This is a genomic window from Sphingomonas sinipercae, assembly GCF_011302055.1.
Classification (GTDB): Bacteria; Pseudomonadota; Alphaproteobacteria; order Sphingomonadales; family Sphingomonadaceae; genus Sphingomicrobium; species Sphingomicrobium sinipercae.
Genome location: NZ_CP049871.1, coordinates 1101774 through 1123766 on the forward strand (window position 1 = coordinate 1101774; position 21993 = coordinate 1123766).

Annotated in this window: 26 protein-coding genes; 21 read left to right on the forward strand and 5 right to left on the reverse strand. The window is 65.3% G+C overall.

Features of this window, described 5'->3' with window-relative positions; translation table 11 throughout:
- Positions 1–2: 2 nt before the first annotated feature.
- Together G7078_RS05785 and G7078_RS05790 are read left to right on the forward strand one after the other, a co-directional pair.
- Positions 3–1586, forward strand: a complete 1584-nt coding sequence (locus G7078_RS05785) for a phytoene desaturase family protein (RefSeq protein ID WP_166093930.1) — start codon at positions 3–5, stop codon at positions 1584–1586.
- Entirely contained in the window at positions 1583–2797 is a 1215-nt protein-coding gene (locus G7078_RS05790) for a CaiB/BaiF CoA transferase family protein (RefSeq protein WP_166093932.1), read from the forward strand. Before G7078_RS05785 ends, G7078_RS05790 begins: the two co-directional genes overlap by 4 nt.
- On the opposite strand, the gene G7078_RS05795 is transcribed toward G7078_RS05790, so the two are convergent.
- Complete coding sequence (locus G7078_RS05795; protein ID WP_166093935.1) at positions 2794–3531, reverse strand: hypothetical protein; 738 nt, start codon at positions 3529–3531, stop codon at positions 2794–2796. The genes G7078_RS05790 and G7078_RS05795 overlap by 4 nt on opposite strands.
- Positions 3528–4736, reverse strand: a complete 1209-nt coding sequence (locus tag G7078_RS05800) for a toxic anion resistance protein (RefSeq protein ID WP_166093937.1) — start codon at positions 4734–4736, stop codon at positions 3528–3530. The genes G7078_RS05795 and G7078_RS05800 overlap by 4 nt, the downstream gene beginning before the upstream one ends.
- Positions 4737–4956: 220 nt before the next feature.
- Here G7078_RS05800 and G7078_RS05805 point away from each other — a divergent pair, with 220 nt between their 5' ends.
- From G7078_RS05805 to G7078_RS05815, 3 genes are read left to right on the forward strand one after another with little or no spacing between them, the layout of a single operon-like run.
- Complete coding sequence (locus G7078_RS05805; protein WP_166093939.1) at positions 4957–6261, forward strand: pilus assembly protein TadG-related protein; 1305 nt, start codon at positions 4957–4959, stop codon at positions 6259–6261.
- The gene (locus tag G7078_RS05810) at positions 6258–6749 is read left to right on the forward strand and encodes a TadE/TadG family type IV pilus assembly protein (protein WP_166093941.1); all 492 of its coding nucleotides are present in this window, start codon (positions 6258–6260) and stop codon (positions 6747–6749) included. Before G7078_RS05805 ends, G7078_RS05810 begins: the two co-directional genes overlap by 4 nt.
- A complete protein-coding gene (locus tag G7078_RS05815; RefSeq protein ID WP_166093944.1) occupies positions 6746–7150 on the forward strand; it encodes a TadE/TadG family type IV pilus assembly protein in 405 nt (134 codons plus the stop codon). The genes G7078_RS05810 and G7078_RS05815 overlap by 4 nt, the downstream gene beginning before the upstream one ends.
- Here G7078_RS05815 and G7078_RS05820 read toward each other — a convergent pair.
- Positions 7147–7902, reverse strand: coding sequence for an enoyl-CoA hydratase (locus G7078_RS05820; RefSeq protein ID WP_166093946.1), 756 nt, complete (start codon positions 7900–7902; stop codon positions 7147–7149). The genes G7078_RS05815 and G7078_RS05820 overlap by 4 nt on opposite strands.
- A gap of 78 nt (positions 7903–7980) precedes the next feature.
- Between G7078_RS05820 and fsa the strand changes: the two genes are divergently transcribed.
- The 14 genes from fsa to G7078_RS10915 all read left to right on the forward strand — a co-directional run bounded on the left by fsa (position 7981) and on the right by G7078_RS10915 (position 17640).
- Complete coding sequence (fsa, locus tag G7078_RS05825; RefSeq protein ID WP_166093948.1) at positions 7981–8634, forward strand: fructose-6-phosphate aldolase; 654 nt, start codon at positions 7981–7983, stop codon at positions 8632–8634.
- 42 nt (positions 8635–8676) lie between these two features.
- Positions 8677–9240 (forward strand): DUF484 family protein, encoded by a 564-nt coding sequence (locus G7078_RS05830; RefSeq protein WP_166093950.1) that lies wholly within the window; start codon positions 8677–8679, stop codon positions 9238–9240.
- The gene (locus G7078_RS05835; RefSeq protein WP_166093952.1) at positions 9222–9512 is read left to right on the forward strand and encodes a hypothetical protein; all 291 of its coding nucleotides are present in this window, start codon (positions 9222–9224) and stop codon (positions 9510–9512) included. Before G7078_RS05830 ends, G7078_RS05835 begins: the two co-directional genes overlap by 19 nt.
- 61 nt (positions 9513–9573) lie before the next feature.
- Positions 9574–9903, forward strand: a complete 330-nt coding sequence (locus tag G7078_RS05840) for a DUF1476 domain-containing protein (RefSeq protein WP_166093954.1) — start codon at positions 9574–9576, stop codon at positions 9901–9903.
- Positions 9903–10148 carry a BolA family protein gene (locus G7078_RS05845; RefSeq protein WP_166093956.1) on the forward strand — a complete coding sequence of 82 codons (246 nt, stop codon included), beginning with the start codon at positions 9903–9905 and terminating at the stop codon, positions 10146–10148. Before G7078_RS05840 ends, G7078_RS05845 begins: the two co-directional genes overlap by 1 nt.
- The gene (gene grxD / locus G7078_RS05850; protein WP_166093960.1) at positions 10145–10459 is read left to right on the forward strand and encodes a Grx4 family monothiol glutaredoxin; all 315 of its coding nucleotides are present in this window, start codon (positions 10145–10147) and stop codon (positions 10457–10459) included. Before G7078_RS05845 ends, grxD begins: the two co-directional genes overlap by 4 nt.
- Positions 10460–10706: 247 nt before the next feature.
- Positions 10707–11909: a glycosyltransferase gene (locus tag G7078_RS05855; RefSeq protein WP_166093962.1), complete on the forward strand. Its 1203-nt coding sequence runs from the start codon at positions 10707–10709 to the stop codon at positions 11907–11909.
- Positions 11910–11951: 42 nt separating this feature from the next.
- A complete protein-coding gene (locus G7078_RS05860; protein WP_166093965.1) occupies positions 11952–12329 on the forward strand; it encodes a BlaI/MecI/CopY family transcriptional regulator in 378 nt (125 codons plus the stop codon).
- A complete protein-coding gene (locus tag G7078_RS05865) occupies positions 12326–13768 on the forward strand; it encodes a M56 family metallopeptidase (protein ID WP_166093968.1) in 1443 nt (480 codons plus the stop codon). Before G7078_RS05860 ends, G7078_RS05865 begins: the two co-directional genes overlap by 4 nt.
- 44 nt (positions 13769–13812) lie before the next feature.
- On the forward strand, positions 13813–14661 hold the full coding sequence (locus tag G7078_RS05870) for an MBL fold metallo-hydrolase (RefSeq protein ID WP_166093970.1): 849 nt from the start codon (positions 13813–13815) through the stop codon (positions 14659–14661).
- 11 nt (positions 14662–14672) lie between these two features.
- Entirely contained in the window at positions 14673–15368 is a 696-nt protein-coding gene (locus G7078_RS05875) for a DUF4230 domain-containing protein (protein WP_166093973.1), read from the forward strand.
- A 27-nt stretch (positions 15369–15395) separates the two neighbouring features.
- On the forward strand, positions 15396–16439 hold the full coding sequence (gene nadA, locus G7078_RS05880; protein WP_166093975.1) for a quinolinate synthase NadA: 1044 nt from the start codon (positions 15396–15398) through the stop codon (positions 16437–16439).
- A gap of 137 nt (positions 16440–16576) precedes the next feature.
- On the forward strand, positions 16577–16891 hold the full coding sequence (locus G7078_RS05885; protein ID WP_343037788.1) for a hypothetical protein: 315 nt from the start codon (positions 16577–16579) through the stop codon (positions 16889–16891).
- Positions 16892–16929: 38 nt separating this feature from the next.
- Entirely contained in the window at positions 16930–17640 is a 711-nt protein-coding gene (locus G7078_RS10915) for an energy transducer TonB (protein WP_246166269.1), read from the forward strand.
- Between the two features lie 33 nt (positions 17641–17673).
- On the opposite strand, the gene G7078_RS05895 is transcribed toward G7078_RS10915, so the two are convergent.
- Both G7078_RS05895 and G7078_RS05900 read right to left on the reverse strand, forming a co-directional pair.
- Positions 17674–18108 carry a DUF4112 domain-containing protein gene (locus tag G7078_RS05895; protein ID WP_246166270.1) on the reverse strand — a complete coding sequence of 145 codons (435 nt, stop codon included), beginning with the start codon at positions 18106–18108 and terminating at the stop codon, positions 17674–17676.
- Positions 18098–19567 (reverse strand): ABC transporter substrate-binding protein, encoded by a 1470-nt coding sequence (locus G7078_RS05900; RefSeq protein ID WP_166093980.1) that lies wholly within the window; start codon positions 19565–19567, stop codon positions 18098–18100. Before G7078_RS05900 ends, G7078_RS05895 begins: the two co-directional genes overlap by 11 nt.
- Before the next feature lie 103 nt (positions 19568–19670).
- Between G7078_RS05900 and G7078_RS05905 the strand changes: the two genes are divergently transcribed.
- Positions 19671–21650 (forward strand): transglycosylase domain-containing protein, encoded by a 1980-nt coding sequence (locus G7078_RS05905; RefSeq protein ID WP_246166272.1) that lies wholly within the window; start codon positions 19671–19673, stop codon positions 21648–21650.
- A gap of 157 nt (positions 21651–21807) precedes the next feature.
- Positions 21808–21981 carry a Flp family type IVb pilin gene (locus tag G7078_RS05910; RefSeq protein ID WP_166093982.1) on the forward strand — a complete coding sequence of 58 codons (174 nt, stop codon included), beginning with the start codon at positions 21808–21810 and terminating at the stop codon, positions 21979–21981.
- Positions 21982–21993: the final 12 nt, after the last annotated feature.

Here is a 21993-nt window from a genome sequence, read left to right on the forward strand (position 1 = left end):
AAATGGACGCGATCATCATCGGCGCCGGCCACAACGGCCTGACCTGCGCATATTATCTCGCCCGCAAGGGGGTGAAGGTGCGGGTGCTGGAAGCGGCCGACAAGGTCGGCGGCGCGGCGGTGACCGACGAATTTCTGCCGGGCTTCAGGAATTCCGCCGCCAGCTACACCGTCAGCCTGCTACAGCCCAAGGTCATTCGCGACATGCAGCTGGAGCGGCACGGGTTGAAGGTCGTGCTCCGGAAAAAGGACAATTTCCTCCCCGGCGACGGCCAGTATCTGCTCGCCGGGCGAAACGGCCTGACGCGAAAGGACATCGCCCGCCTGAACAAGGCCGATGGCGATGGATACGATCGCTATATCGCCGAGCTCGCGGCGGTGGTTCCGCTGGTTAAGAAATGGATCCTGCGTGCGCCGCCCGAAGTGGGGGCAGGCACGCGCGGACTCCCGTCGCTCCTCAGCCTTGGGCGCGACATGATGGGTCTGTCGACGGCCGAGATCCGCGCGCTGCACGACTTCGCGACGCGCAGCGCGGGCGACATCCTCGACCGCTATTTCAGCGGGGACCTCGCCAAGGCGTTGTTCGGGTTTGACGGTATTGTCGGCAACTTCGCCTCGCCCTACGCGCCCGGGACCGCCTACGTCCTGCTGCATCACCTGTTCGGCGAGGCCGCGGGAGTCGAGGGCGCGTGGGGCCACGCGATCGGCGGCATGGGCGCGATCACGCAGGCAATGGCGCAGGCCTGCCGGGAGGCAGGTGTCGACATCGTGCTCAAGACCCCGGTCGAGGAGCTGATCGTCGAGCGCGGCCGGGCCGTGGGCGTGGTCGCGGGCGGCAAGGCCTGGCGAGCCGACGTTGTCGCGGCGGGCCTTCACCCGAAGCTTCTCTTCGACCGGCTGATCCCGCCGGGCGCCGTCGAGCAGGACATTCAGTCGCGGATGACCAACTGGCAGTCGGAAAGCGCGACCTTCCGGATGAACGTCGCGCTGTCCGAGCTGCCGAAATTCACCGTCCTGCCCAAGAAGGGCGATCATTTGACCGGCGGCATCATCGTCGCGCCGAGCCTCGACTATATGGACCGCGCCTATCTCGACGCGCGCGCCAATGGCTGGACGAAGCAGCCGATCGTCGAAATGTTGATCCCATCGACGCTCGACCCGGGCCTTTCGCCCAAGGGCAAGCATGTGGCTTCGCTGTTCTGCCAGCACTTTCGTTTCGACCTCGGGCCGGGCCGAAACTGGGACAAGGAGCGGGACAAGGCTGCGGACGCCATTATTGCGACGGTGGAAGGCCACGCGCCCGGTTTCGCCAAGTCGATCATCGGGCGGCAGATCCATTCGCCGCTCGATCTGGAGCGACGTTTCGGTCTCGTCGGCGGCGACATCTTCCACGGCAAGATGGGCCTCGACCAATTGTTCAGCGCCCGGCCGATGATCGGCTACGCCGATTACCGGATGCCGTTGAAGGGGCTGTATCTGTGCGGGTCGGGCGCGCATCCGGGCGGCGGCGTGACTGGCGCCCCAGGCCACAATGCGGCCCACGCCATCCTTGCCGACCGCAGCTGGTGGCGGAGGCGCGCCGGATGACATCCCCGCTGAACGGTCTTCGAGTCCTCGATCTCAGCCGCGTGCTGGCTGGGCCGTGGTGCACCCAGTTGCTGGCCGATCTTGGCGCCGACGTCATCAAGATCGAAAAGCCCGGCCTCGGCGACGACACGCGGCATTGGGGCCCGCCGTGGGTCAAGCATGAAGGGCGGAAGGTCGCTGCCTATTTCCTGTCCGCCAATCGCGGCAAACGGTCGGCGGCGATCGATATTGCGACGAAGGACGGTGCGGCGCTCGTCCGTCGGCTGGCTGAAACATGCGACATCGTCGTCGAGAATTTCAAGGTCGGCGGGCTGGCCAAATATGGGCTCGACGCTGCCTCGCTCCGCGCGGTCAATCCGCGCCTGATCGTCGCGTCGATCACCGGCTTCGGCCAGGACGGGCCGTACGCAGAACGCGCTGGCTACGATTATATGATCCAGGCGATGGGCGGCTTGATGAGCATCACCGGCCAGCCGGACGGCGAGCCGGGCGGCGGACCGATGCGGGTCGGGGTCGCGGTCGCCGATTTGTTCACCGGCATGTACACGACCGTCGCAATCCTCGCCGCGCTCCACCGGCGGTCGGTGACCGGCGAGGGCGGGCACATCGACATGGCGCTGTTCGATACGCAGCTGGCGATGCTCGCCAACCAGGCATCGAATGCACTCGTCTCCGGCAAGGACCCGCCGCGCCAGGGCAATACCCATCCCAACATCGTCCCTTACCAGCCGTTCGCAGCGGCCGATCAGCCGATCATCATCGCGGTCGGGAATGACGGGCAGTTCGCGCGGCTGGCCGAGATTTGCGGGCATCCCGAGTGGGCACTGGACGAGCGCTTCGCGACCAATGCTGCCCGGGTCGCCCACCGCGCCGAAATCGTCGCGCTGGTCCAGCAGTCGATTGCGGGAAGGACGGCCGCGCAGTGGCTCGAGGCACTTGAACGTGCCGGAATCCCGGCCGGGCCGATCAATTCGGTGACAAAGGCTCTGCAGGACGTGCAGGCGCAGCACCGCCAGGTCGTGCGGATGATGAGCAGCGCGTCCTTGGGCGATCTGCCGACGGTCGGCTCGCCGGTCAGGATCGATGGCGAACGGGCGGACTCCGACCTGCCGCCGCCGGCGCTGGGCGAGCATACCGATGTAGTGCTGGAGGAATTGGGGTTGCCGGCCGCCGAGACGGAACGGCTGCGAGCGGCGGGCGCGATCGGCTAGTCGCGCGCGCCTTCGATTTGCGCGTCGACGTAGCGTGACTTGATGAAGCGACCTTGGGTTTCCAGCGCCGCGACATCGGCGCGGGCAAGCTTTTCCGAAATCTCACACAGCGCGGTTCGACCGGCGGCAAGCCCCTCGACCAGCCGGTCGTTGACGCTGATATTTTCGCCGTCGCGCTCATCGCGATAATTCGCCGGCACGTTCAGGTAGCGGTCGATCAGTCCAGGCATGTGGATCGACATCAGGCGCCTTGCATCCTGCGCTTGCGGATCGACCGTCTCCAGCCGCTCCAACGTCTGCCTGAGCGTCGGTAGCTCGGCACTGATCGAGTCGATTTCCTTGCGTGCGGCGGCGGGCAGGGCGTCGCGCGTCCGATAAAGATAGGAATCGAATTTCTGGACCATCGGTCCGTTCGGCAGGTCGGCCGAGGGCGCCTTTTGCGCTTGCTCGCCCGGCATGAAGGCCAGCAATCCGGCAATGCCGATCGCGAGGCCGACCGCCGCAAGAAAGCCGAACATGCCGATCGGCATGATCAGGCCGATGACGATGGTGACGATGCTAACGATCCCGATGGCGACGGCGACTCGGCCGGCGCGACGGGCCAATCCCCGGTTCAGCCGCTGACGCTCGCGCTGGGCGGCATCGCGCGCAGCACCTTCGCGCTCATCGAGCGACCGCGTGACTCGCTCGAAACGGGCAAGCGCCCGGTCGACCTTGTCGCCGACGTCGCTCATTTGCTCTCGAGCGGGGTTAGCGGCGACGACGAGCCGGCCAGCTTGCCCTGCTGCACGCCTTCGGCCCGGGCGATGTAGCCCTTCGACTTCTCGACTTCGCTCGACAGGGTGGTGACCGTCTGTTTCATGCTGTCGAGCGCCTTGAGCTTGAACGTGTCGATCTGGTCCATCGTGTCGTAGATGTTCTGGAACGCGCGTTGCAGCGTTTCGAGCGGGATCGTCGACGATGCAGCCTGTTCGTGAATGGCGCCGGTCTGCGACTTCAGCATCTCGCCGGTCGTGTCGATCATGCCCGCGGTGGTCGTATTCAACGCGCCGATCTGTTCCAGCACCAGGCGCTGGTTGGTCATTGCCTGAGCGACGGTCACCGCAGTGCGCAGCGCCGCCACCGTCGTCGTCGAAGCTCGGTCGACGCCCTTCACCAGCTCGACATTGTTCTTCTTCACGAGGTCGAGGGCCAGGTAGCCCTGCACCGTCACCGCCATCTGCGTCAGCAGGTCGGTCGTCCTCTGGCGGGCGTAGAAGAGCGCGCTTTCGCGGATCGCCTTCGCCTTGGCGGGATCGGTGGCGTCAAGCTCGTTGGCCTTGTCCTCAAGCTGCCGGTCGAGGCTCTTGGAGATGTGGACCATCTGCTCAAGCTTGTGCATCGTCTTCCACAGCCCGGCGCGCTCGGTGTCGATCGCGGCATTGTCCATCAGCAGCTCGTCCTTGCCGGACGCAAGCCGGTTCAGCACCGCCGAGATGTGGGTCTGGGAGCTTTGATACTGGCGGAAGTAGTTCTTCATCTTGCCGCCGAAAGGGATCAGCCCGAACAATTTGCGGCCCGGATTCAGCCGTCCGTTCCTGGCGGGGTCGAGTTTCTCGACTGTGGTTCGGAGCTCCGTGAGGTCGGCGCCGATGCCGGTGTCGCTGTCGATCGCCTTTACCGGCCGGTCGAGGAAGCGGTTGGACGCGCCGGCCGCTTCCGCGACCTCCTTGCGACCCATCGCGGTCAGCTGGTCGACCTTTTTGCCGAATTCCGGGCTGTTGGAGTCGAGCGCCGCCAATTCGTTGACGAACTGGGCGACCTTCTTGTCGAGCTCGCTGGTTTCCTCCGTCTTGAGCGGGACAAGGCCCGCCGCTTCCGCCGGAGTGACCGCTTGCAACGGGTCGGGCGGGTCAAGCTTCAGCTTGGTTGCGGTGGTGGTGCCTGCTTCGGTCGCCATCGTTGCCAATCTCCTCGCGCCCTTGCCCAACGTCGCGGAAAAGCGTGAACGCCGCTCCGGCTGCGTGCAAGGGCCTTTGCAAGGTGTATTATAGGTGTAATACGGCGGGCTGCAAGGCCTCGGCGTCGCCGCGATCCCGTTAACCATCCTACGCAACGCTTCGATTACCTTGCTTACCGTAGACCGGCACCATGCGCAGGAATGTGTGGGGCTTTTACCGATGATCGCATTGTTCAAACGTCTCCGGGAAGACCGGCGCGGAAACATCCTAGTCCTTGCCGGCGCCTGCATGCCATTGCTGGTCGGCGCCGCTGGCCTGGCGACCGACACGATCCAGTGGGCCTTGTGGAAGCGCCAGCTGCAGCGCGCCGCCGACTCCGCGGCGATCGCCGGCGTGTACACGCGGGTCAAGACCGACACGGAAACGGCGGTCAACGCCAGCGTCACGACCGACCTGCAACTGAACAATCACACCGGGATCGCGCTCAATACCGGATTTCCGAAGGTGGAACTGCTCGCGAACGACGGCGACGCGCAGCGTCGGGTGCGAGTCACGCTGGAGCTTTCCAAGGCGCTGCCGTTCAGCTCCATTTTCCTGAAGAATGCGCCCCGGGTTAGCGTGGTCGCAACTGCCGCCAGCGTTCCGGGCGCCGCCGAATATTGCGTCGTCGCCCTCGACCCGAGCGCGTCCGCGGTCGGCATCGACATTGCCGGCAGCACGGATATCGACATGGGCGACTGCTCACTGATCGCCAACTCCAAGCACCCGTCGACGGCCGCAACCAACACCGGCATCGGGTCGACCGTGGTCGCGCGCTCGATCGCCGCGGCCGGCGGCGTCAGCTACTCCAGCAAGTGGACGGTCGACAGTTACGATCCGTACAGCTCGCCGGTCGCGGATCCCTTCGCCAAGGTGCCAATCCCTGCGAAGACGGCGTGCACGCGTACCGTCAACGTCAACAAAAGCGACTTTCCCATCGATTGGTCGGGCACCGACAGCGCTGGGCAAGTGGTCTGCATCACCGGCGATCTGACCGTTCAGGGCACCATGAAGCTGGGCAACGCAACCTATGTGATCAACGGCGGCGACCTGACGATGAACAGCACGGGCTCCAGCCTCAGCTGCGGCAGCTGCACGGTCATCATGACGAACTACGCCGACCCGACGAAGACCGGAAATATCAAGATCACCGGTGGCAACCTGGCGCTTACCGCGCCGACCAGCGGGACCTATCAGGGCATGGTCCTGATGCAGGACGCTCGCGGGACCGACACCGGCAAGAAGACGCAAAACCAGATCAACGGCAATAACGGCGCATCGCTGACCGGGGCGATCTACATCCCTAACCGGTCGCTTCTGTATAACGGTGGCGCCGGCACCACCGCGCCCTGCCTGCAGATCGTGTCGAAGCGGGTGGAGTTCAGCGGAAGCTCCAAGTTCAAGGTCAGCAACGAATGTGCTGCGGCCGGTCTCTCCCCCATCGGCGGCGGTGACAATGCCCGTCGAGTGAGGCTCGTCGCATGATGCTGCGTCGCTTGCGCTTACTGGCCCGCGAACAAGGTGGCGTCGCGACGATCGAGCTCGCCATGGTCGCGCCGGTCCTGGCGCTGATGGTGGTCGGCATTTCCGACATCAGCATCGCCTACAGCCGCAAGCTGGAGCTTGAGCAGGCGTCGCAGCGGGCCATCGAAAAGGTCATGCAGACGACCGGTGAGACGACGCCGGAAGCCGCTATCCAGAAGGAAGCCGTCTGCCAGATCAACGGCGCGAACGCTGACGGTACCTGCAAGACCGGGCGGATCAGCGCGTCGAACGTGACTGCGGAATATCTCCTGAAATGCAACGGCGTCACGACGGACTACTCGCTGGAGTGCGCCACCGGGGAGACCGAGCTGCGCTACATCAAGACGACCGTGACGGACACTTACACCCCCATGTTCCCGCTTAAATTCGGAACGGCGGCTGACGGAAAGTATCATATTTCCTCGACCACCGGCGTGAGGGTGGGATGAAGCTGCGGTCGGGAATCATTCGCCACGAAGAAGGCGCGACGGTCGTTGAGTTGGCATTCGCCCTGCCGATCCTGATCGCTATGCTGTGGATGATCATCCAGCTGGGCATGGTGTTCCGCGCCATGTCGGGGATCCACCACGCGCTCGGCGAGGGCGCGCGCGCTGCGACCATCTGGCCGGTCCCTGAAAAAACTGCGATCGTCGCGAAGATGAACAGCGCCGTCTGGGGAATCGGTCCGGGAAAGTTTTCCGTCTCCACGCCGGTTGACGGCACGGCGGACGGCAGCACGTTCATGGATCTCCAGGTCAATTACGAGCAGAAAACAAACCTGCTCCTGTTCCCCGGGCCGACTGTGAAGGTCAGCCGCAGCAAGCGCGTCTGGGTCGCGGAAGCCTCCTAGGACTTCCCGCGGCCAGCGAAGAAAGAAGCGATCGCAGCTTTGACTTCGTCGCTTTGCAGCCGCTCTGCGAACAATCCCGTCTCCAGGTCCATTCGGGCCAGCACTTCGTCGGTGCCGCCCTGACGCAACAGCCGCTGGGTCAGCTTCAATGCTTCCGGCGGTTTGCGCAGGAGCCGTTGGACCATTTCATCAAGCGCTTGTGGCCCTGCGCCAGGCGGGACGATGTGGCTGATCACGCCGGCCTCAAGCGCCTCCTTGGCGCCGAAGGGTTCGGCAAGCAGGAGCCAGCTTGCCGCCCTTCGGCGGCCGGCGAGAATCGGTAGCAGAAGCGAACTCGCCGCTTCCGGAACCAGGCCAAGGTCGACGAACGGCATCGAGAAGCGCGCGTTCTCCTCGGCGATCACGAGATCGCAGTGGAGAAGGAGGGTGGTGCCGATCCCGACCGCATTGCCCTGCACCGCCGCCACCAGCGGCTTGGGATTGCAAGCAAGCGCACGAAGCAGTCGCGTCACCGGTATATCCTCGGCCCGGGGCAAGGCGTTGAGGAAGTCGAACAGGTCGTTGCCGGCGGTGAAATCCTGGCCTTTCCCGCGGATCGCGATGACCCTGACCGAATCGTCGCCGGCCGCGCTTTCGACGGCGTCGGCGAGCGCTGCGTACATTGCGACGGTGATGGCATTGCGCCGCTCAGGCCGTGTCAGGGACAGCGAGAGCAGGCCGCCGTCGCGCTCGATCCTCACATGCTCGTCCATCTGCCCTCCAAGCGAATGTGATGACTGGCTGCTGCGCTGCCGCTATGCCGCTGTTCACCGCAGCAGAACAGGGTAGTCATGAAGTTCTTCGCAGATACCGCCGAGATCGATGAAATCCGCGAGCTTGCCGCGACCGGCTTGCTCGACGGCGTGACCACCAACCCGTCGCTCATCCATAAATCGGGCCGAAACTTCCTGGAAGTCGTCGCGGAAATCGCCAGGCTGGTGCCGGGGCCGGTCTCGGCCGAGGTCGTCGCACTCGACTACGACCAGATGATGCGCGAGGCCGAAGTGCTTCGAAAGATCGGCGACAATATCGCCATCAAGGTGCCGTTGACGCCCGACGGGCTGAAAACCTGCAAAGCGCTCACCAGCGACGGCGCTATGGTGAACGTCACCCTGTGCTTTTCTGCGGCGCAGGCGCTGCTCGCGGCCAAGGCGGGAGCGACCTTCATTTCCCCGTTCGTCGGGCGCCATGACGATGTCGGCTTCGACGGCATGGCCCTGATCGCCGATATCCGGATGATCTACGACAATTACGATTTCGCGACCGAGATCCTGGTCGCCAGCGTGCGTCACCCGATCCATGTGGTCGAGGCTGCGAAGCTCGGCGCGGACGTGATGACGGCACCGCCCAAGATCATCCACCAGCTGTTCAAGCATCCGCTCACCGACTCCGGTATCGCCAGCTTTCTCAAGGACTGGCAGGCAACGGGGCAGTCGATCGTCTGATTTGGTAGGAAATTAACCGCTGCGGGCGTACACTCGCCTCCTATGGCGCAGCTGATCCAGTTCGAAGAACATGCGTTGGCTCGCCTTCGCGCTCGCCTCGGCGAGGCGGAAGAAGCCAACCAGGATTTGATCGCCTTCGCCCGCGGCCATTCGGGCGCGGTTACTTCGATCCACGCGGCGGTGCTCGCCGCGCTTGAAACCGACAGCGTCGAAACGCTGCTGCACGTGGTCACCCAGGAATGGCCGCTGATTCTTGGCATCGATGCCGTCGCGGTCGGGCTGATCGTCGGCGACAAGGGCTTCCGGGCCGACGGCAGCGGGGTCCAGCTCGTCGATTCTTGCTTCCTCAGCCGGATGCTTGCCGACCTGCCGCCGGTAGACATGCGGACCGTCGAACGGGGGCACCCGCTATTCGGGCCGGCGTGCGAACTGATCGGTGCCGAAGCGCTCGTCCGGATCGATGCCGAGGCACCGTTTCCGTCCGGCCTGATCGCGCTGGGCCAGCGGGCGACGCTTGCGCTGGACGCGCGGCACGGCTCCGAGCTGTTGCTGTTCCTTGGGCGGGCGCTGGCGGCTATCATTCGACGGTGGATCGTCGAGCCCTAGGTTTTGCCATTGCCCTGGCGCTTACGGCGTCCGCCTGCAGCCGTGAGCAACCGGTGGTCATCGATGGCTCGAGCCAGCACCAATTCGAACGCACGACCGAACTTGCCCGCCGGGAGCTATCCAACGCCGACCGGCTGGTCTTCGACCGCGCCATTCACAGCATCGGCGGCCGGCGCATGGCCCAGCGCGATGCCGGAGCGCTCGCCCGCACGACCTTCGATGGAATGACCGCGCGGCAGGTGGTGGACGACCAGCGCAGCCGCGATCCTTGAGCGCCGCTGGACGATCACCGCGGCGATGCCTAATTGAAGCGCAAATTTTGAGAGGAACGGAATGACTCAGTTCGACGACCGGGAACGCGCCTTCGAAGCGAAGTTCGCCCACGATGAAGAGATGAAGTTTCGGATCGTGGCGCGGCGGAACCGGCTGCTCGGCGAATGGGCGGGCCGCAAGATGGACCTCTCCGACGAGGAAAAGGACGCTTACGCCAAGGATGTGGTTCGCGCCGACTTCGAAGAAGCCGGTGACGAGGACGTCATCCGCAAGGTGCTTGGCGACCTGACCAACGCCGGGGTCGAGACTGACGAGGCGGAAATTCGCGAGGCGCTCGAACAAAAGAATGTCGAAGCGCGCCGCCAGATCATCGAGGCGACGAACCAGTAATGCCGATGCCCGCAGACGAGATTGAACGGCTGATCGTCTCGGCGATCCCGGATGCGTCGGTGACGATCACCGACCTCGCCGGCGATGGCGACCATTATGCCGCGAAGGTCGTCAGCGCGTCGTTTGCAGGCGTCAGCCGGGTCAAGCGGCACCAACAGGTCTATGCCGCGCTCGGCGGCAGGATGGGGGGCGAATTGCACGCGCTGCAGCTTCAGACTGCAGCCCCTGAGGAGATTGCGAAGTGAGTAGCGCCAACGAGCGGATCGAAGAGATCGTCCGCAGCAATGACGTCGTCCTGTTCATGAAGGGGACGGCCCTGTTCCCGCAGTGCGGCTTTTCCGGCCGGGCGATCGCCATGCTCGATCGGCTGGGCACCAAATATGAAACGGTCGACGTGCTTCAGGATCCGGATCTTCGCGACGGCATCAAGGCTTACAGCGACTGGCCGACCATCCCGCAGCTTTACGTCAAGGGCGAGTTCGTCGGCGGGTCCGACATCATGATGGAAATGTACGAGAGCGGGGAGCTGCAACAGCTCGTCGGCGCCGAGGCTTAGCCACAACAAAAAAGGACGGTGAGGGCGGGACCAGAGAAAACCGCCGACACCGTCCTTTTCGTTGGCGTGGAACCAAGTGGACGCATTTAACTAAGCAACGCCTGTGCCAAACGGAATTTGTGGCGAAAAATAGCCATTCTTTGCCGGGGGTCGAACAGGGCTGAAGCGCATCCTGTAAGGAATTCCGACACTGCCAGCCGTGAAGGATCGGAAAAGGGCGACGGCGGCTTTGGAGTGAAGTGAAGCGATGTTGGACGAGATGGGCCGAAGCTTGTTGATCTGCGACCTGACGCAAAGCTGGTCGGCCGTCGGCGGCGGCGTCGGGACCTACATCCGCCACAAGCGCAGCCACATCCTCGAAAACACAAATCATCGGCACTTCCTGATCGTGCCGGGAGCAGCCGACACGATCGCGCAAGACCATGAGCGGGCGATGACGGTGACCATCAAGTCGCCGCCCGTGCCGGGAAGCCCCAATTACCGGCTGCTGCTTCGCAATGGCGCGGTTCGCGAAGCCCTGGCCAAGTACCGGCCCGACATTGTCGAGTGCCAGGATGCCTATAACCTGCCCTGGGCGGCATTCCGGCATCGCGAGGCGCACCCGGCCACTGCCCTGGTGGCGGTGTATATGACCGACTTTCCGACCGTTTATGTCGAACGGCCGTTCCGCCGCTTCCTTGGCGGCGCGCTCGCGGGGGCGGCTGCACGGCTGGCCTATCGGTACTGCGGCAATCTCTACCGCCATTTCGACGCGGTTTGTGCGCTTAGTGAAAATGGCGGCGCGACCAAATTGCGGGCGAGCGGGGTAAGCGATGTCGATATCGTCCCGCTGGGTGTCGAACTGGCCGAATTTTCGCCATCGAAGCGCGACCCCAGCCTTCGCGCGGAGCTTGGCCTCCGCGCCGATCAGCCTTTGCTGATCTACGTCGGGCGGCTGGATTCCGAAAAGCGCCCGCATGTGGTCGTCGAAGCGTTTCGCCGCTTGCCAAGGGAACTTGGCGCGAAGCTCGTGCTCCTAGGCGAGGGGCCGTTCCGCCAGAAGGTCCAGGAACTTGGCGACGATCGGATCGTCACGCCCGGCTTCGTCAAGGGCAGGGCCGAACTGTCGCGCTGGCTCGCCAGTGCCGACATTTATGTCTCCGGGATGCGCGACGAGACGTTCGGAGTCTCGATCGTCGAAGCGCAGGCATCCGGGCTGCCGGTTGTCGGGGTGGCGGCCGGGGCAATGGTCGACCGGGTCGATGCCCGCACCGGCCGGCTCGGGCCGATCGACGATTCGGGCGCGATGGCCGCGAACATCCTTGCCGTGCTCGACTCAGACCGGACGGCGATGAGCGACGCCGCGCAAGCCTTGGCACGCGAGTTTACCTGGGATCACAGCATGGAAGCCCTGTTCGGGCATGTTTATCCGAAGGTGCTGGCGAAGCGGGCGAAAGCAACCGCGGCGTAACCATTCACCTACCGTTCATGTGATGATTACAAATGTAATCACATGAGCGACACCAACACCAAGATCAGTGAAGCCGAGCTGCAGATCATGCAGTTGCTGTGGGACGATTCCCCGCTCGATGCTGCGGAAGTGGCGAACCGCGTGCCGGCGGAGCGAAGCTGGTCCCTGGCGACAGTGAAGACCTTGCTGTCCCGGCTCGTCGCGAAAGGTGCGGTCAAGACCGAGCCGGTAGGACGCAAGTTCCTGTACGAACCTTTGCTCGCCCGCGAGAAAGTGGCGGGACGGCAGGCGAACCGCCTGGTCGAGCGCCTGTTCGGCGGCCGCGTGTCGCCGCTCGTCGCGCAATTGGTCGAACAGCGCGAGATCGATCCGGAAGACCTTGCCGAGCTCGAACAGTTGATCCGGGACTTGCGCAAATGATTGCCTGGGTCACCGAAACGCTGATCGCGACCGCGCTGCTTATCGGCCTGGTCCTGCTGATCCGCCGCCCGGTCGCCCGCATTTTCGGCCCGCGCGCAGCTTATGCCTTGTGGCTTGCACCCTTGCTCAAGCTGCTGGTCCCATCGCCGCCAGAACCGGTCGCCGACACGGCGGTCGTGATCGTGTACGATCCGGCGACGATCGCTGCCGCGGCGCCGGCTTCGGCATCGCCCGGGCTGGCCCAAGCGCTATTCTATTTATGGATGGCGGGCGCGGCGCTCTTCCTGGTCTTCCAGCTCGTCACCCACCACCGGTTCGTATCGCGGGCGCTGCGGCAGGGCCGCAGGCTTTCGGGCGAACCCGGCCCCGTCCTGATCGAGAGCCCGGGAGTGGAGGGGCCGGTCGCGGTCGGCATCCTGCGCAAGCGAATCATCCTTCCGGTCGACTTCGCCGCGAGGGTGACCCCCGAACAGCGGGAGCTCGCGTTGGCGCATGAGCATTTGCACCACCGTCGCTTCGACCTGCTCGCGCTGGCGGGAGCGACCGTCGTCCTTGCACTGCACTGGTTCAACCCGCTCGCCCACGCCGCTTACCGCGCGTTCCGCATCGACCAGGAAGCGGCCTGCGATGCGCAATTGGCGGAACGGCTCAACGGCGACCAGCGCGCTGCCTACGCCGAAACCCTGGTGCGATGCGCCGCCGCGCCTGTGCCGCGCGCCATTTGCACCTTGACCACGATCGCCGACCTCAAAGGGAGACTGACCATGCTGAAGCTGACACACGGGCGCGCGGTGCGCCTGGCCGGGGTAGCCGTCGCTGCGCTACTGGCGGCCGGGGGGATAGCGATCACGGCACAGGCCCAGCCCACGCCCCAATCGCACACGGTCATCGCCGTGCCCATGGGGCCGAGGTTACCGACGTCGCCCATTGCGCTAACCCTCGTCCCGGCGCCGGTGCCGGCAGCGAAGGCTCCGCATCCGCCGATTGCGCCCAAGGCCCCGACCGCGCCGGCGGCAGGGATCGCGGCCGCCGCTCTTGCCGCTCCGCCGCCGCCCCCGGCGGTCCCGCAGGTGAGAAGCTTCGTCATCACCAACGGCGAAGCTCGGGCCGCCGACGGGAAGGGGCGGGTTATCCAGACCCAGCGGTTCGTCGTCACGAACGGCAAGGTCGCCGAAGCGTCGGGCGCGCCCCGCACAGCCGTCGTTCACTCATGCAGTGCGCGAAGCTTTGAAGCATCGGGCAGCTCGAACGCAAAGAATGCGCAGCAGACGTCGCACTTCTTCATCTGCGCCGACGATGGCAAGTCGAACGCCGAGTTCGCCGACATGCTGGAAAAGAGCCTCAAGGGCATTGAGGCGAATCAGGATATGGACCCGCAGAACAAGAGCTCGATCGTCGCTCGGCTTCGCGCCAAGATCGCTGAGCTGCGCGCCAATTAAGCCGGGGCTTACCCACAAGGGGCGTTCATGGCACAGGCAGTGCCGTGGACGCCCCTTACGCTTCGCTGGAACCGATCGAGCCGGCTATTGCGCGGCTGCTGGCGCATAATCCGTCGGCCTTCACCTACACCGGCACGCAAACTTACCTGGTCGGCGAGCGGAAAGTCGCCGTGATCGACCCGGGTCCCGATCTGCCGGACCATGTCGACGCCATCGTCGATGCGTTGGCCGGTCGGGAGCTGGTCGCCATCGCCTGCACTCACACCCATCGCGACCACAGCCCGGCGGCGCGGCCGCTGGCCGAGCGGACCGGCGCACCGATCGTCGGTTGCGCGCCGCTGGCACTGGCCGATGTCGGGCCGCGCGCCGATGCGTCCTTCGACACGGCCTATGTGCCGGACACGGTGCTTTGCGACGGGCACGCCATCGACATCGACGGCGAGCTGCTGACCGCCGTTGCAACACCGGGCCATACGTCCAATCACTTGTGCTTCGCCTGGGGCGATGCCTTGTTCACCGGCGATCACGTGATGGGCTGGTCGACGACCGTGGTGGTCCCGCCCGACGGCGACATGGCCGATTATATGCGCAGCCTCGATAAGTTGCGCGGGCGCGCGGACCGCATTTACTATCCGGCGCACGGGCCGGCGGTGACCAATCCGCAGCAATATGTGCGCCACCTGGTCGGCCATCGCCTGCAACGCGAGCGGCAGATCCTTGCGATCGTCGCCGACCGGCCGGCGAGCATCCCGCAAATCGTCGGCGCCGCTTACCCCGGCCTCGATCCCCGGCTGATCGCCGCCGCCGGAGGATCGGTGCTGGCCCACCTCATCGACCTTGAGCGGCGGGGCCGCGTCGTCCAGAAGGGCGAGCAATGGTTTCCAATCCCGTAGATCCACCCCGGTTGCGGCCGATTATCGGCGCCGGCACCGTGATAATCATCATCATCGGCATCCTGCTGACGATATTCTTCGCCGATCGGGCCGAGCGGCGGCGCGAGCGGGAAGAACTGGCGCAGGCACAGGGCGTCGCGCGGGTCATTTCGGCGACCTTCTCGCGGCAGAACGCGCTGAAGGTTGGCGAAGTCAGCGGCATGTTCGACGTCACGACGGTCGATCCGGGCGCGCTCAGCATCCTGCGGTCCTCGCAGAAGGTGAAGCTGCCGTATTCGATCGATTACAGCGTCAACCTCGCCGGGCTCGACGCCGACGATTATCGCTGGGATGCGGAGCGCAAGACCCTGCTGGTGGAGGCGCCGCCGGTGACCGTGGGTCGTCCCAATATAGATGAATCGCGCCGGCAGACGCTGGCCACCAGCGGCCTGTTCGTCACTCGGGGCGCCGCCGACAACCTCAGCCGCCGCGCTGCCGGCCTCGCCAACCAGGCGGCGGTGAAGGAAGCCAACAAGCCGGAACATCTGGCCAAGGCGCGGGACAATGCGCGGCAGGCGATTGCGGCGACCCTGCAAACGCCGCTCGAGGTGGCCGGCCTTGGCGATGTCAAAGTCGTCGTTCGCTTCCCCACCGATGGCTATCGCGACAAGGAGCGCTGGGATGTCAGCCCGTCGATGGCCGAAGTGCTTGCCAATGGCCCGCGCTAACCCAATCTATTCGCCGGAGGGCAATCGATGACCGCACCCGTGACCAGCCTGAAGGGGCTCGACCTCCTCGCCGAGATCGACCGGCTGAAGCGCGAACGCAATGCGATCATCCTTGCCCATTATTATCAAAAGCCGGAAATTCAGGATCTCGCCGACTTCGTTGGCGACAGCCTCGATCTCTCGCGCCGCGCGGCGGCGACCGACGCCGAAGTGATCGCCTTCTGCGGCGTCCGCTTCATGGCGGAAACGGCCAAGATCCTTTCCCCGGACAAGACCGTGATCCTGCCCGACATGGACGCCGGCTGCAGCCTGGAAGACAGCTGCCCGCCAGACCAGTTCAAGGCCTTCCGCGAAGCCCATCCGGACCACATTGCGCTGACCTACATCAATTGCTCGGCCGCGGTGAAAGCGCTCAGCGACATCATCGTCACGTCGAGCAGCGCGCAAATCATCCTCGACCAGATTCCAAAGGACCAGAAGATCATTTTCGGCCCGGACCGGCATCTGGGCGGCTATCTGTCGCGCAAGCTGGATCGCGAAATGCTGCTTTGGCCGGGCATTTGCATCGTCCATCAGGCCTTTAGCGAGACTGAGCTGCTCAAGCTCAAGGCGGAACACCCGGGCGCCCCCGTTGCCGCCCATCCGGAATGCCCGCCGCATATCGTCGACCATGCCGACCTGGTCGGATCGACCAAAGCGATCCTCGATTTCGCGCTGACTTCGCCCGCCGACACAATCCTCGTCGCGACCGAGCCGCACATCATCCACCAGATGGAAAAAGCGGCGCCGCACAAGACGTTCATCGGCGTTCCCGGCGGCGACGGGAACTGCAACTGCAACATGTGCCCCTACATGGCGCTCAACACGCTCGAAAAACTCTATGTTGCGTTGCGCGACTTGGAACCGCGGATCGAGCTGGATGCGGACACCATGCAAAAGGCGCGCGTGCCGCTGGAACGGATGCTGGAGATGGCCGGACGGACCGTTGGGCAGGGCGATGTCGGCACGCCGAAAATTGCCGACGGTCCAGTCACGCCGGAAGCGATCGACCCGCGAATCAGCGGCGATTGACCGTCGTTCGTTTGGCACGGTTCGCCGTCGCCAGGGTTACGTTCACCGGAGGTTCGGCGTGACCGGCGCAACTTTCGTTCGTGAACAGCCGTTCGCCTGACGAAACAATCAAGGATTATCCTATGCGAACTTTTTCAATGATCGGCGCTGCCGTCGCCCTGGTGGCGACTAGCTCGGTCCCGGCCGTCATGGCGCCGGCCGCGGCGCACGCCACTGGCCGTTACCATACGCACAAGCTGAAGAGCGGCAGGACTCACTATGCGCGCAAATATTGCCGCACCTCCTCGGGCACGACCGGCCTTGTCGCCGGCGGCGTCGGCGGCGCAGTGGTCGGTCGTCAGGTGCTCGGCAAGGGTATCCTGGGCACCGGCGCTGGCATCGTGGGCGGCGCGCTTGCCGGCCGCGCGATCGACCGCAGCATCACCGCCAAGAAGCGTTGTTACTGGCGCTAAATCCGGCTCGGGCCGTCATGCCCGGCAATTTTGAACCAGTGCCGCCGCGGGAGCGCTTCATTGCGCTTGCCGCGGCGGCTGTCATTCAGCTCGGCTTGCTCCTCGCCTTGCTGTGCGGGCTGCAGGTCTCGGTCGGGCGAATCAAGGACACTGCCCAGGAGCTGATCGAAGTCGCCTTGCCGCCGCTCCCAATCCCGGAACCAACGAAAATCGAGATTCTGAAGCAGCGTCTTGCGGCGAAAGCGCCGGCGGCGAGCGCGCCCAAAGCGGTCCCCGCGCCTCTGGGCGGATTGCCGGGCATCGCCCGTCCCAGCCCAATGCCGTCGGTCGAAGCCATCGTTCCCATTCGCCCGACCGCACCTGCGACGGGGGGAGGCACCGGGACCGGGCCGGCCGTCGGCAGCGGCGCCGGGGGAGGGACCGGCGGGGCCGGCACAGGTCCCGGCGAAGAGGGAGACGGCGGCGGGACCGAATTAGAGCAGATTGGCGGCGAGATCCTTCCGCGCGATTACCCCCGGCGCCTCGGCAATGCGGGGATCGGCGGCCAGGTCGGCGTGACGTTCACGGTCGAAGTGAACGGTCGGGCCGATCGGTGCCGGGTCAGGCGTTCCAGCGGCATCCCGGAGCTCGATCAACTGACCTGCCGCTTGATCGAGCAGCGCTTCCGTTTCCGCCCGGGCACGGATCGCTTCGGCCGCCCGATCGCGGATGAGGTCGAATATGACCATGAATGGACGGTCAATCGCTAAGGTTGGTGCCGAACATGGTCGTCCGCCTCGGCCCTAAGGGGTCGTAACCGATCCTTCCACGACCGCGCCGGACGGATGATGCTTGTCCAGGTGCCGCCTGATGATGCGCAGGTTGCGGCTATTCGAACGGAAGAAGAAATCGGGGATAGCGCCGACCAGCGGGATCATGCCCAGCGCCCAATCGACCCCGATGTTGCCGGCCATCCGCGACATCTGCCATTTGGACATGCCAAGATTGCGTGCTTCCCAGGCCAGATAGGCGCCGATTGCCGCCGCTGCGGTTGGCCCGGCGAACGGCACGAAGTCCAGGATCACGTCAAGGCCGACTGGCCGGTTGATTCCGGGGACGACGACCAACCGCTCCATCACGCGCTCAAGCGCTTCGACTCGGCTGCGAACTGCGGCGGCGTCGGTTGCGAAGCGGGTGCCGAGGCCGCGCTTCAAAGTATCGCTGCGATCATTCTCCACGGGTCAGGCGCTCCTCTAACCCGATGAGCGTGTGACGCCCGAAGCGGTTCCCGGCGAAGCTGGTGACTCGCGGCGACACCAGCGACCAGCGGATCGGTGCAGTGAGGGGGATGAAGAGCTGGAGCGAGTCGATCCGCTTCGACGCTTCCAGCAGCAGCGCGCCTCGCTCTGCGGCGATCGGAGTGGATCGCGCCTTGTCGAGCATTTCATCGACTTGCTCGTCGCAAACCCGAGCGGTGCCGCACCGGAAACGGCGCAGAAACCAGGCGGCGGATGTCGACGGCGCGACTTGGTCGATGAGCGTGAAGTCGGCTCCGGCAGCGCTCGTCGCGCGCTGCACCTCGAAACCGATCGCCCCCCAGTCCTGCTTCAGCCTGTCGAGCAGCGCCTGCGACCCTGGGCCAGCGGGAAGGCGCAAGCGGATGATCGGTCGCTCGCCATCCAGTCGCCGCTCCGCTTCGGCGGCAATCTGGGGCCGCCGGTCGGCGATCGCGACCTGCGTCCAGGCGGGGGGCGCGGGGTCGGCCACATTCGACAGCCCGGCTTCGAGGACGGTTGCCCGCGGCAGCAGGCCCGGAACCTTCAGCGCCGCCGTCAACGCTTCCCGGTCGATCGCCTGGCTGAGCAGCTGCCGCATCTCCGGCGAGGCCAGGGGGCCCTGGGTCCGGGTCGGGACCAGGCCGAACAGGCCCGAGGCCGGATCGAATTGGAGCGCGGTATCGGGCACCGAAGCCGCCCGCGCCGTGGGCAGGTCGACGAAGGTCCCGCCAAGGACCAGGTCGGCCGTCCCGGCCGCGAATTGAGCGACCGCTTGCTCGGCCGTCGCGCCCGACAGCTCCAAGCGCTCCTCTGTCGTCTCCTCCTCGTCCGGCGTGCTGACCGTGCGGCTAAGACGCAATTGGCCGTCACGCCGCTCGACGGAGAAGGGGCCAGTCCCCTGGCCCTTGTAGACAAGGCCCATCGCCGGCTGTGCGAGCAATTGCAGCAGTTCGGGGCGGGGGGCCGAGAGCCGGATTTCCAGCACCCGGTCGGTCATCGCCACGATCTCGTCGATCGCGCCCAGGGAGTCCTTGAGCTCGCTCTTGCTGCCCGGTGCGAGCATCCGGCGAATCATTCGCGCGATCTGCTCGGCGGTCACCTTGCGCCCATTCGGCCAGTGCGTGCTGGCGAGCCGGAAGACGTAGCTCAGCCCATCGTCGCTGACGTTCCAGCGCTCCGCCAACCCCGGTTCGATCTGCCCGCGCGCGTCGAGCCGAACCAGGCCCTGCGCACTATTGGCGATGAGCAGCGCCTGTCCGGGCGACAATGGTCCGGCCGAAGGCTCCACCAATTGGGGTGGCCCGCCGATCGAAACGACGTGGAGCGCGCCTTTGTCCTGCTTGCCGCAAGCGCCAGCAGCGCAAGCCGCAGCGGCTGCGAGCGCAAGCGCCAGCGCGCCGCTGGGGGTGAAGGGCCGCATGGATCGGCTTCTTAAACTCAATCGACTGTTCAGCAACCGTCTGGTTATAACAGCGCCACTGTTTTACACGCATAAGACAGCGAAGCGTTGGTGAGGGTCGCGCGTGGCCGATTACGACGGAATTTGGAGCCGTGGGGGCGTCAACGTGGAGGAGCTCCCCGACCCGTTCGCGCCGCCGTCGGCCGAGCCGATGCCGGAGGCGTTGCCCGAGGAGCAGCCCCGTTCGCGCTGGCGGCGGCTGCGGCCCTTCGTCTACGGCTTGTTCGGCCTCTTGCTGCTGACCCTGGTCTGGCTGATCGTCACCGCACCGCTGTCCCGGGCGCTTGAACCGCTGCCCAACCCGGCGATGCTGTTCCTGTCGGAAGAAGGGCGCCCGATCGCCCGCCGTGGCGCGATCAAGGAAGCGCCGGTCGACGTCCAGAAGCTCAACAAGCTGACGCCGGCCGCCTTCGTCGCCATCGAAGATCGGCGCTTCTACCGCCATTGGGGGATCGATCCTCGCGCCATCGGCCGCGCGTTCGTGACCAACATGCGGGCCGGGGGCGTCCGTCAGGGCGGGAGCACGATCACCCAGCAACTGGCCAAGACCAGCTTCCTGTCGTCAGACCGAAGCATCAAGCGCAAGGCGCAGGAAGTGATTATCGCTTTCTGGCTCGAAGCCTGGCTGACCAAGGACGAGATCCTCTCCCGCTACCTTTCCAGCGTTTATTTCGGCGACGGCGTCTATGGCTTGCGGGCGGCGTCGCGCCACTATTTCGGCCGCGACCCGGAAAACCTGTCGCTGGCCCAGTCGGCGATGCTTGCGGGCGTCGTCCAGGCGCCGTCCCGGCTTGCCCCGACCCAGCATCTGAAGCTGGCCCAGACGCGCAGCAAGCTGGTGCTAAGGGCGATGGCCGACACCAAGGTCGTAACCCCGGTGCGCGCCCGCAACGCGGTAATGGCGCGGCCGGTCAAGAAACGCGGCAAGCTGCCGACCGGCACGTATTTCGCCGATTGGGTCGCTCCTGCCGCGCAGGCTGCGTTCGATTCGGAATTCGGGCAGGTCGAGGTGCGCACGACGCTCGATGCCGACCTGCAGCGGGTGGCGGTCCGAGCGATCGGCCGCGCCCCGCTTGGCAAGGCGCAGGCGGCGCTGGTGGCGATGCGCCCGAGCGGCGAGGTCGTCGCGATGATCGGCGGCAAGAATTACGCCGAAAGCCCCTTCAATCGCGCGACCCAGGCGCTTCGCCAGCCCGGGTCGGCGTTCAAGCTGTTCGTCTACCTCGCGGCGCTGAGGGCGGGCTGGACCCCGGACAGCATCATCGAGGACGAACGGATCACGCTGAACGGCTGGACTCCAGTGAACGTCGATGGCGTCTATCGCGGGCCGATCACCCTTCGCGAGGCATTCGCGCGGTCGAGCAACGCCGCCACGGTGCGGCTGTCCGAATCGGTGGGGCGGAGCAATGTCCTGCGCGCGGCGCGGGACCTAGGCATCTCGACCCCACTTCCCAATGCGCCAAGCGTCGCCTTGGGCAGCGCCGGCGTGAACCTGCTCCAGCTGACCAGCGCCTATGCGGCAATTGCGGCGGGGCAATATCCGGTGCGGCCGCTCGGCCTCGATAAAAAGGAAGCCGAAGAGAGCGGCTTCGCGTCATTCTTCAACGCGCCGGCACGGCTGGAGCCGAGGCGCGACCGTGCCGCAATGCTCGATCTTTTGTGGGCAGCGGCGAACGAAGGCACCGGCCGGCGCGCCGCGCTTGCCGTCCCCACCTTCGGTAAGACCGGGACCAGCCAGGATAATCGCGATGCGCTGTTCGTCGGCATGGCCGGCGATCTGGTGGTCGGCGTGTGGGTTGGGCGCGACGACAACAAGTCGCTCGGCAAGGTCACCGGCGGCACCCTTCCGGCACGCATCTGGCGCGACTTCATGACCAGCGCGATCGCGATCGATGGGCGCTCGGGGCCGAACCTGCCGCGCGACTACGCGCCCAAGCGGCAACAGCAGCGGCAGGACAGGCAGAGCCCGCTGCCCGAGGACTGGAGCGAGATTACGCGTCCGCTTCGCCAGGCGTTGCGTGAACTCCGCCAGCTCGTGGAATAAGCCGAAACTGCCGCGCCACGTGGTTAACCCACGAAAACCGGTAGCTTTTACTCTTTGGCAACTCTCTGCCGGTTATTTCCACCCTCAACCTACGCGATGGACGGCGCAGGTGCGGGGGGAGGGTCTTCCCGTAAACGTGGAGCCTAGGAGACTTGAGATGGCGAAATTCCTGAAACTGATTAAGAACGAAGACGGTGCCACCGCGATCGAGTACGGCCTGATTGCCGCTCTCATCGCCGTTGCCGCGATCGGTGCCATGGGCGCCATCGGCACGCAGCTGAGCACGACCTTCAACTCGGTCAGCACGAACCTGTCGAGCGCCAACAGCTAAGCTGAACGCTTC

Excerpts from the sequence above, each read along its gene's own strand:
- G7078_RS05785 (WP_166093930.1), top strand. The coding sequence starts at position 3 with ATGGACGCGATCATCATCGGCGCCGGCCACAACGGCCTGACCTGCGCA.
- G7078_RS05800 (WP_166093937.1), bottom strand. The coding sequence starts at position 4,736 with ATGGCGACCGAAGCAGGCACCACCACCGCAACCAAGCTGAAGCTTGAC.
- G7078_RS05795 (WP_166093935.1), bottom strand. The coding sequence starts at position 3,531 with ATGAGCGACGTCGGCGACAAGGTCGACCGGGCGCTTGCCCGTTTCGAG.
- G7078_RS05910 (WP_166093982.1), top strand. The coding sequence starts at position 21,808 with ATGGCGAAATTCCTGAAACTGATTAAGAACGAAGACGGTGCCACCGCG.
- G7078_RS05815 (WP_166093944.1), top strand. The coding sequence starts at position 6,746 with ATGAAGCTGCGGTCGGGAATCATTCGCCACGAAGAAGGCGCGACGGTC.
- G7078_RS05860 (WP_166093965.1), top strand. The coding sequence starts at position 11,952 with ATGAGCGACACCAACACCAAGATCAGTGAAGCCGAGCTGCAGATCATG.
- G7078_RS05865 (WP_166093968.1), top strand. The coding sequence starts at position 12,326 with ATGATTGCCTGGGTCACCGAAACGCTGATCGCGACCGCGCTGCTTATC.
- G7078_RS05805 (WP_166093939.1), top strand. The coding sequence starts at position 4,957 with ATGATCGCATTGTTCAAACGTCTCCGGGAAGACCGGCGCGGAAACATC.
- nadA (WP_166093975.1), top strand. The coding sequence starts at position 15,396 with ATGACCGCACCCGTGACCAGCCTGAAGGGGCTCGACCTCCTCGCCGAG.
- fsa (WP_166093948.1), top strand. The coding sequence starts at position 7,981 with ATGAAGTTCTTCGCAGATACCGCCGAGATCGATGAAATCCGCGAGCTT.
- G7078_RS05840 (WP_166093954.1), top strand. The coding sequence starts at position 9,574 with ATGACTCAGTTCGACGACCGGGAACGCGCCTTCGAAGCGAAGTTCGCC.
- G7078_RS05820 (WP_166093946.1), bottom strand. The coding sequence starts at position 7,902 with ATGGACGAGCATGTGAGGATCGAGCGCGACGGCGGCCTGCTCTCGCTG.
- G7078_RS05845 (WP_166093956.1), top strand. The coding sequence starts at position 9,903 with ATGCCGATGCCCGCAGACGAGATTGAACGGCTGATCGTCTCGGCGATC.
- G7078_RS05900 (WP_166093980.1), bottom strand. The coding sequence starts at position 19,567 with ATGCGGCCCTTCACCCCCAGCGGCGCGCTGGCGCTTGCGCTCGCAGCC.
- G7078_RS05790 (WP_166093932.1), top strand. The coding sequence starts at position 1,583 with ATGACATCCCCGCTGAACGGTCTTCGAGTCCTCGATCTCAGCCGCGTG.
- G7078_RS05830 (WP_166093950.1), top strand. The coding sequence starts at position 8,677 with ATGGCGCAGCTGATCCAGTTCGAAGAACATGCGTTGGCTCGCCTTCGC.
- G7078_RS05885 (WP_343037788.1), top strand. The coding sequence starts at position 16,577 with ATGATCGGCGCTGCCGTCGCCCTGGTGGCGACTAGCTCGGTCCCGGCC.
- G7078_RS05810 (WP_166093941.1), top strand. The coding sequence starts at position 6,258 with ATGATGCTGCGTCGCTTGCGCTTACTGGCCCGCGAACAAGGTGGCGTC.
- G7078_RS05855 (WP_166093962.1), top strand. The coding sequence starts at position 10,707 with ATGTTGGACGAGATGGGCCGAAGCTTGTTGATCTGCGACCTGACGCAA.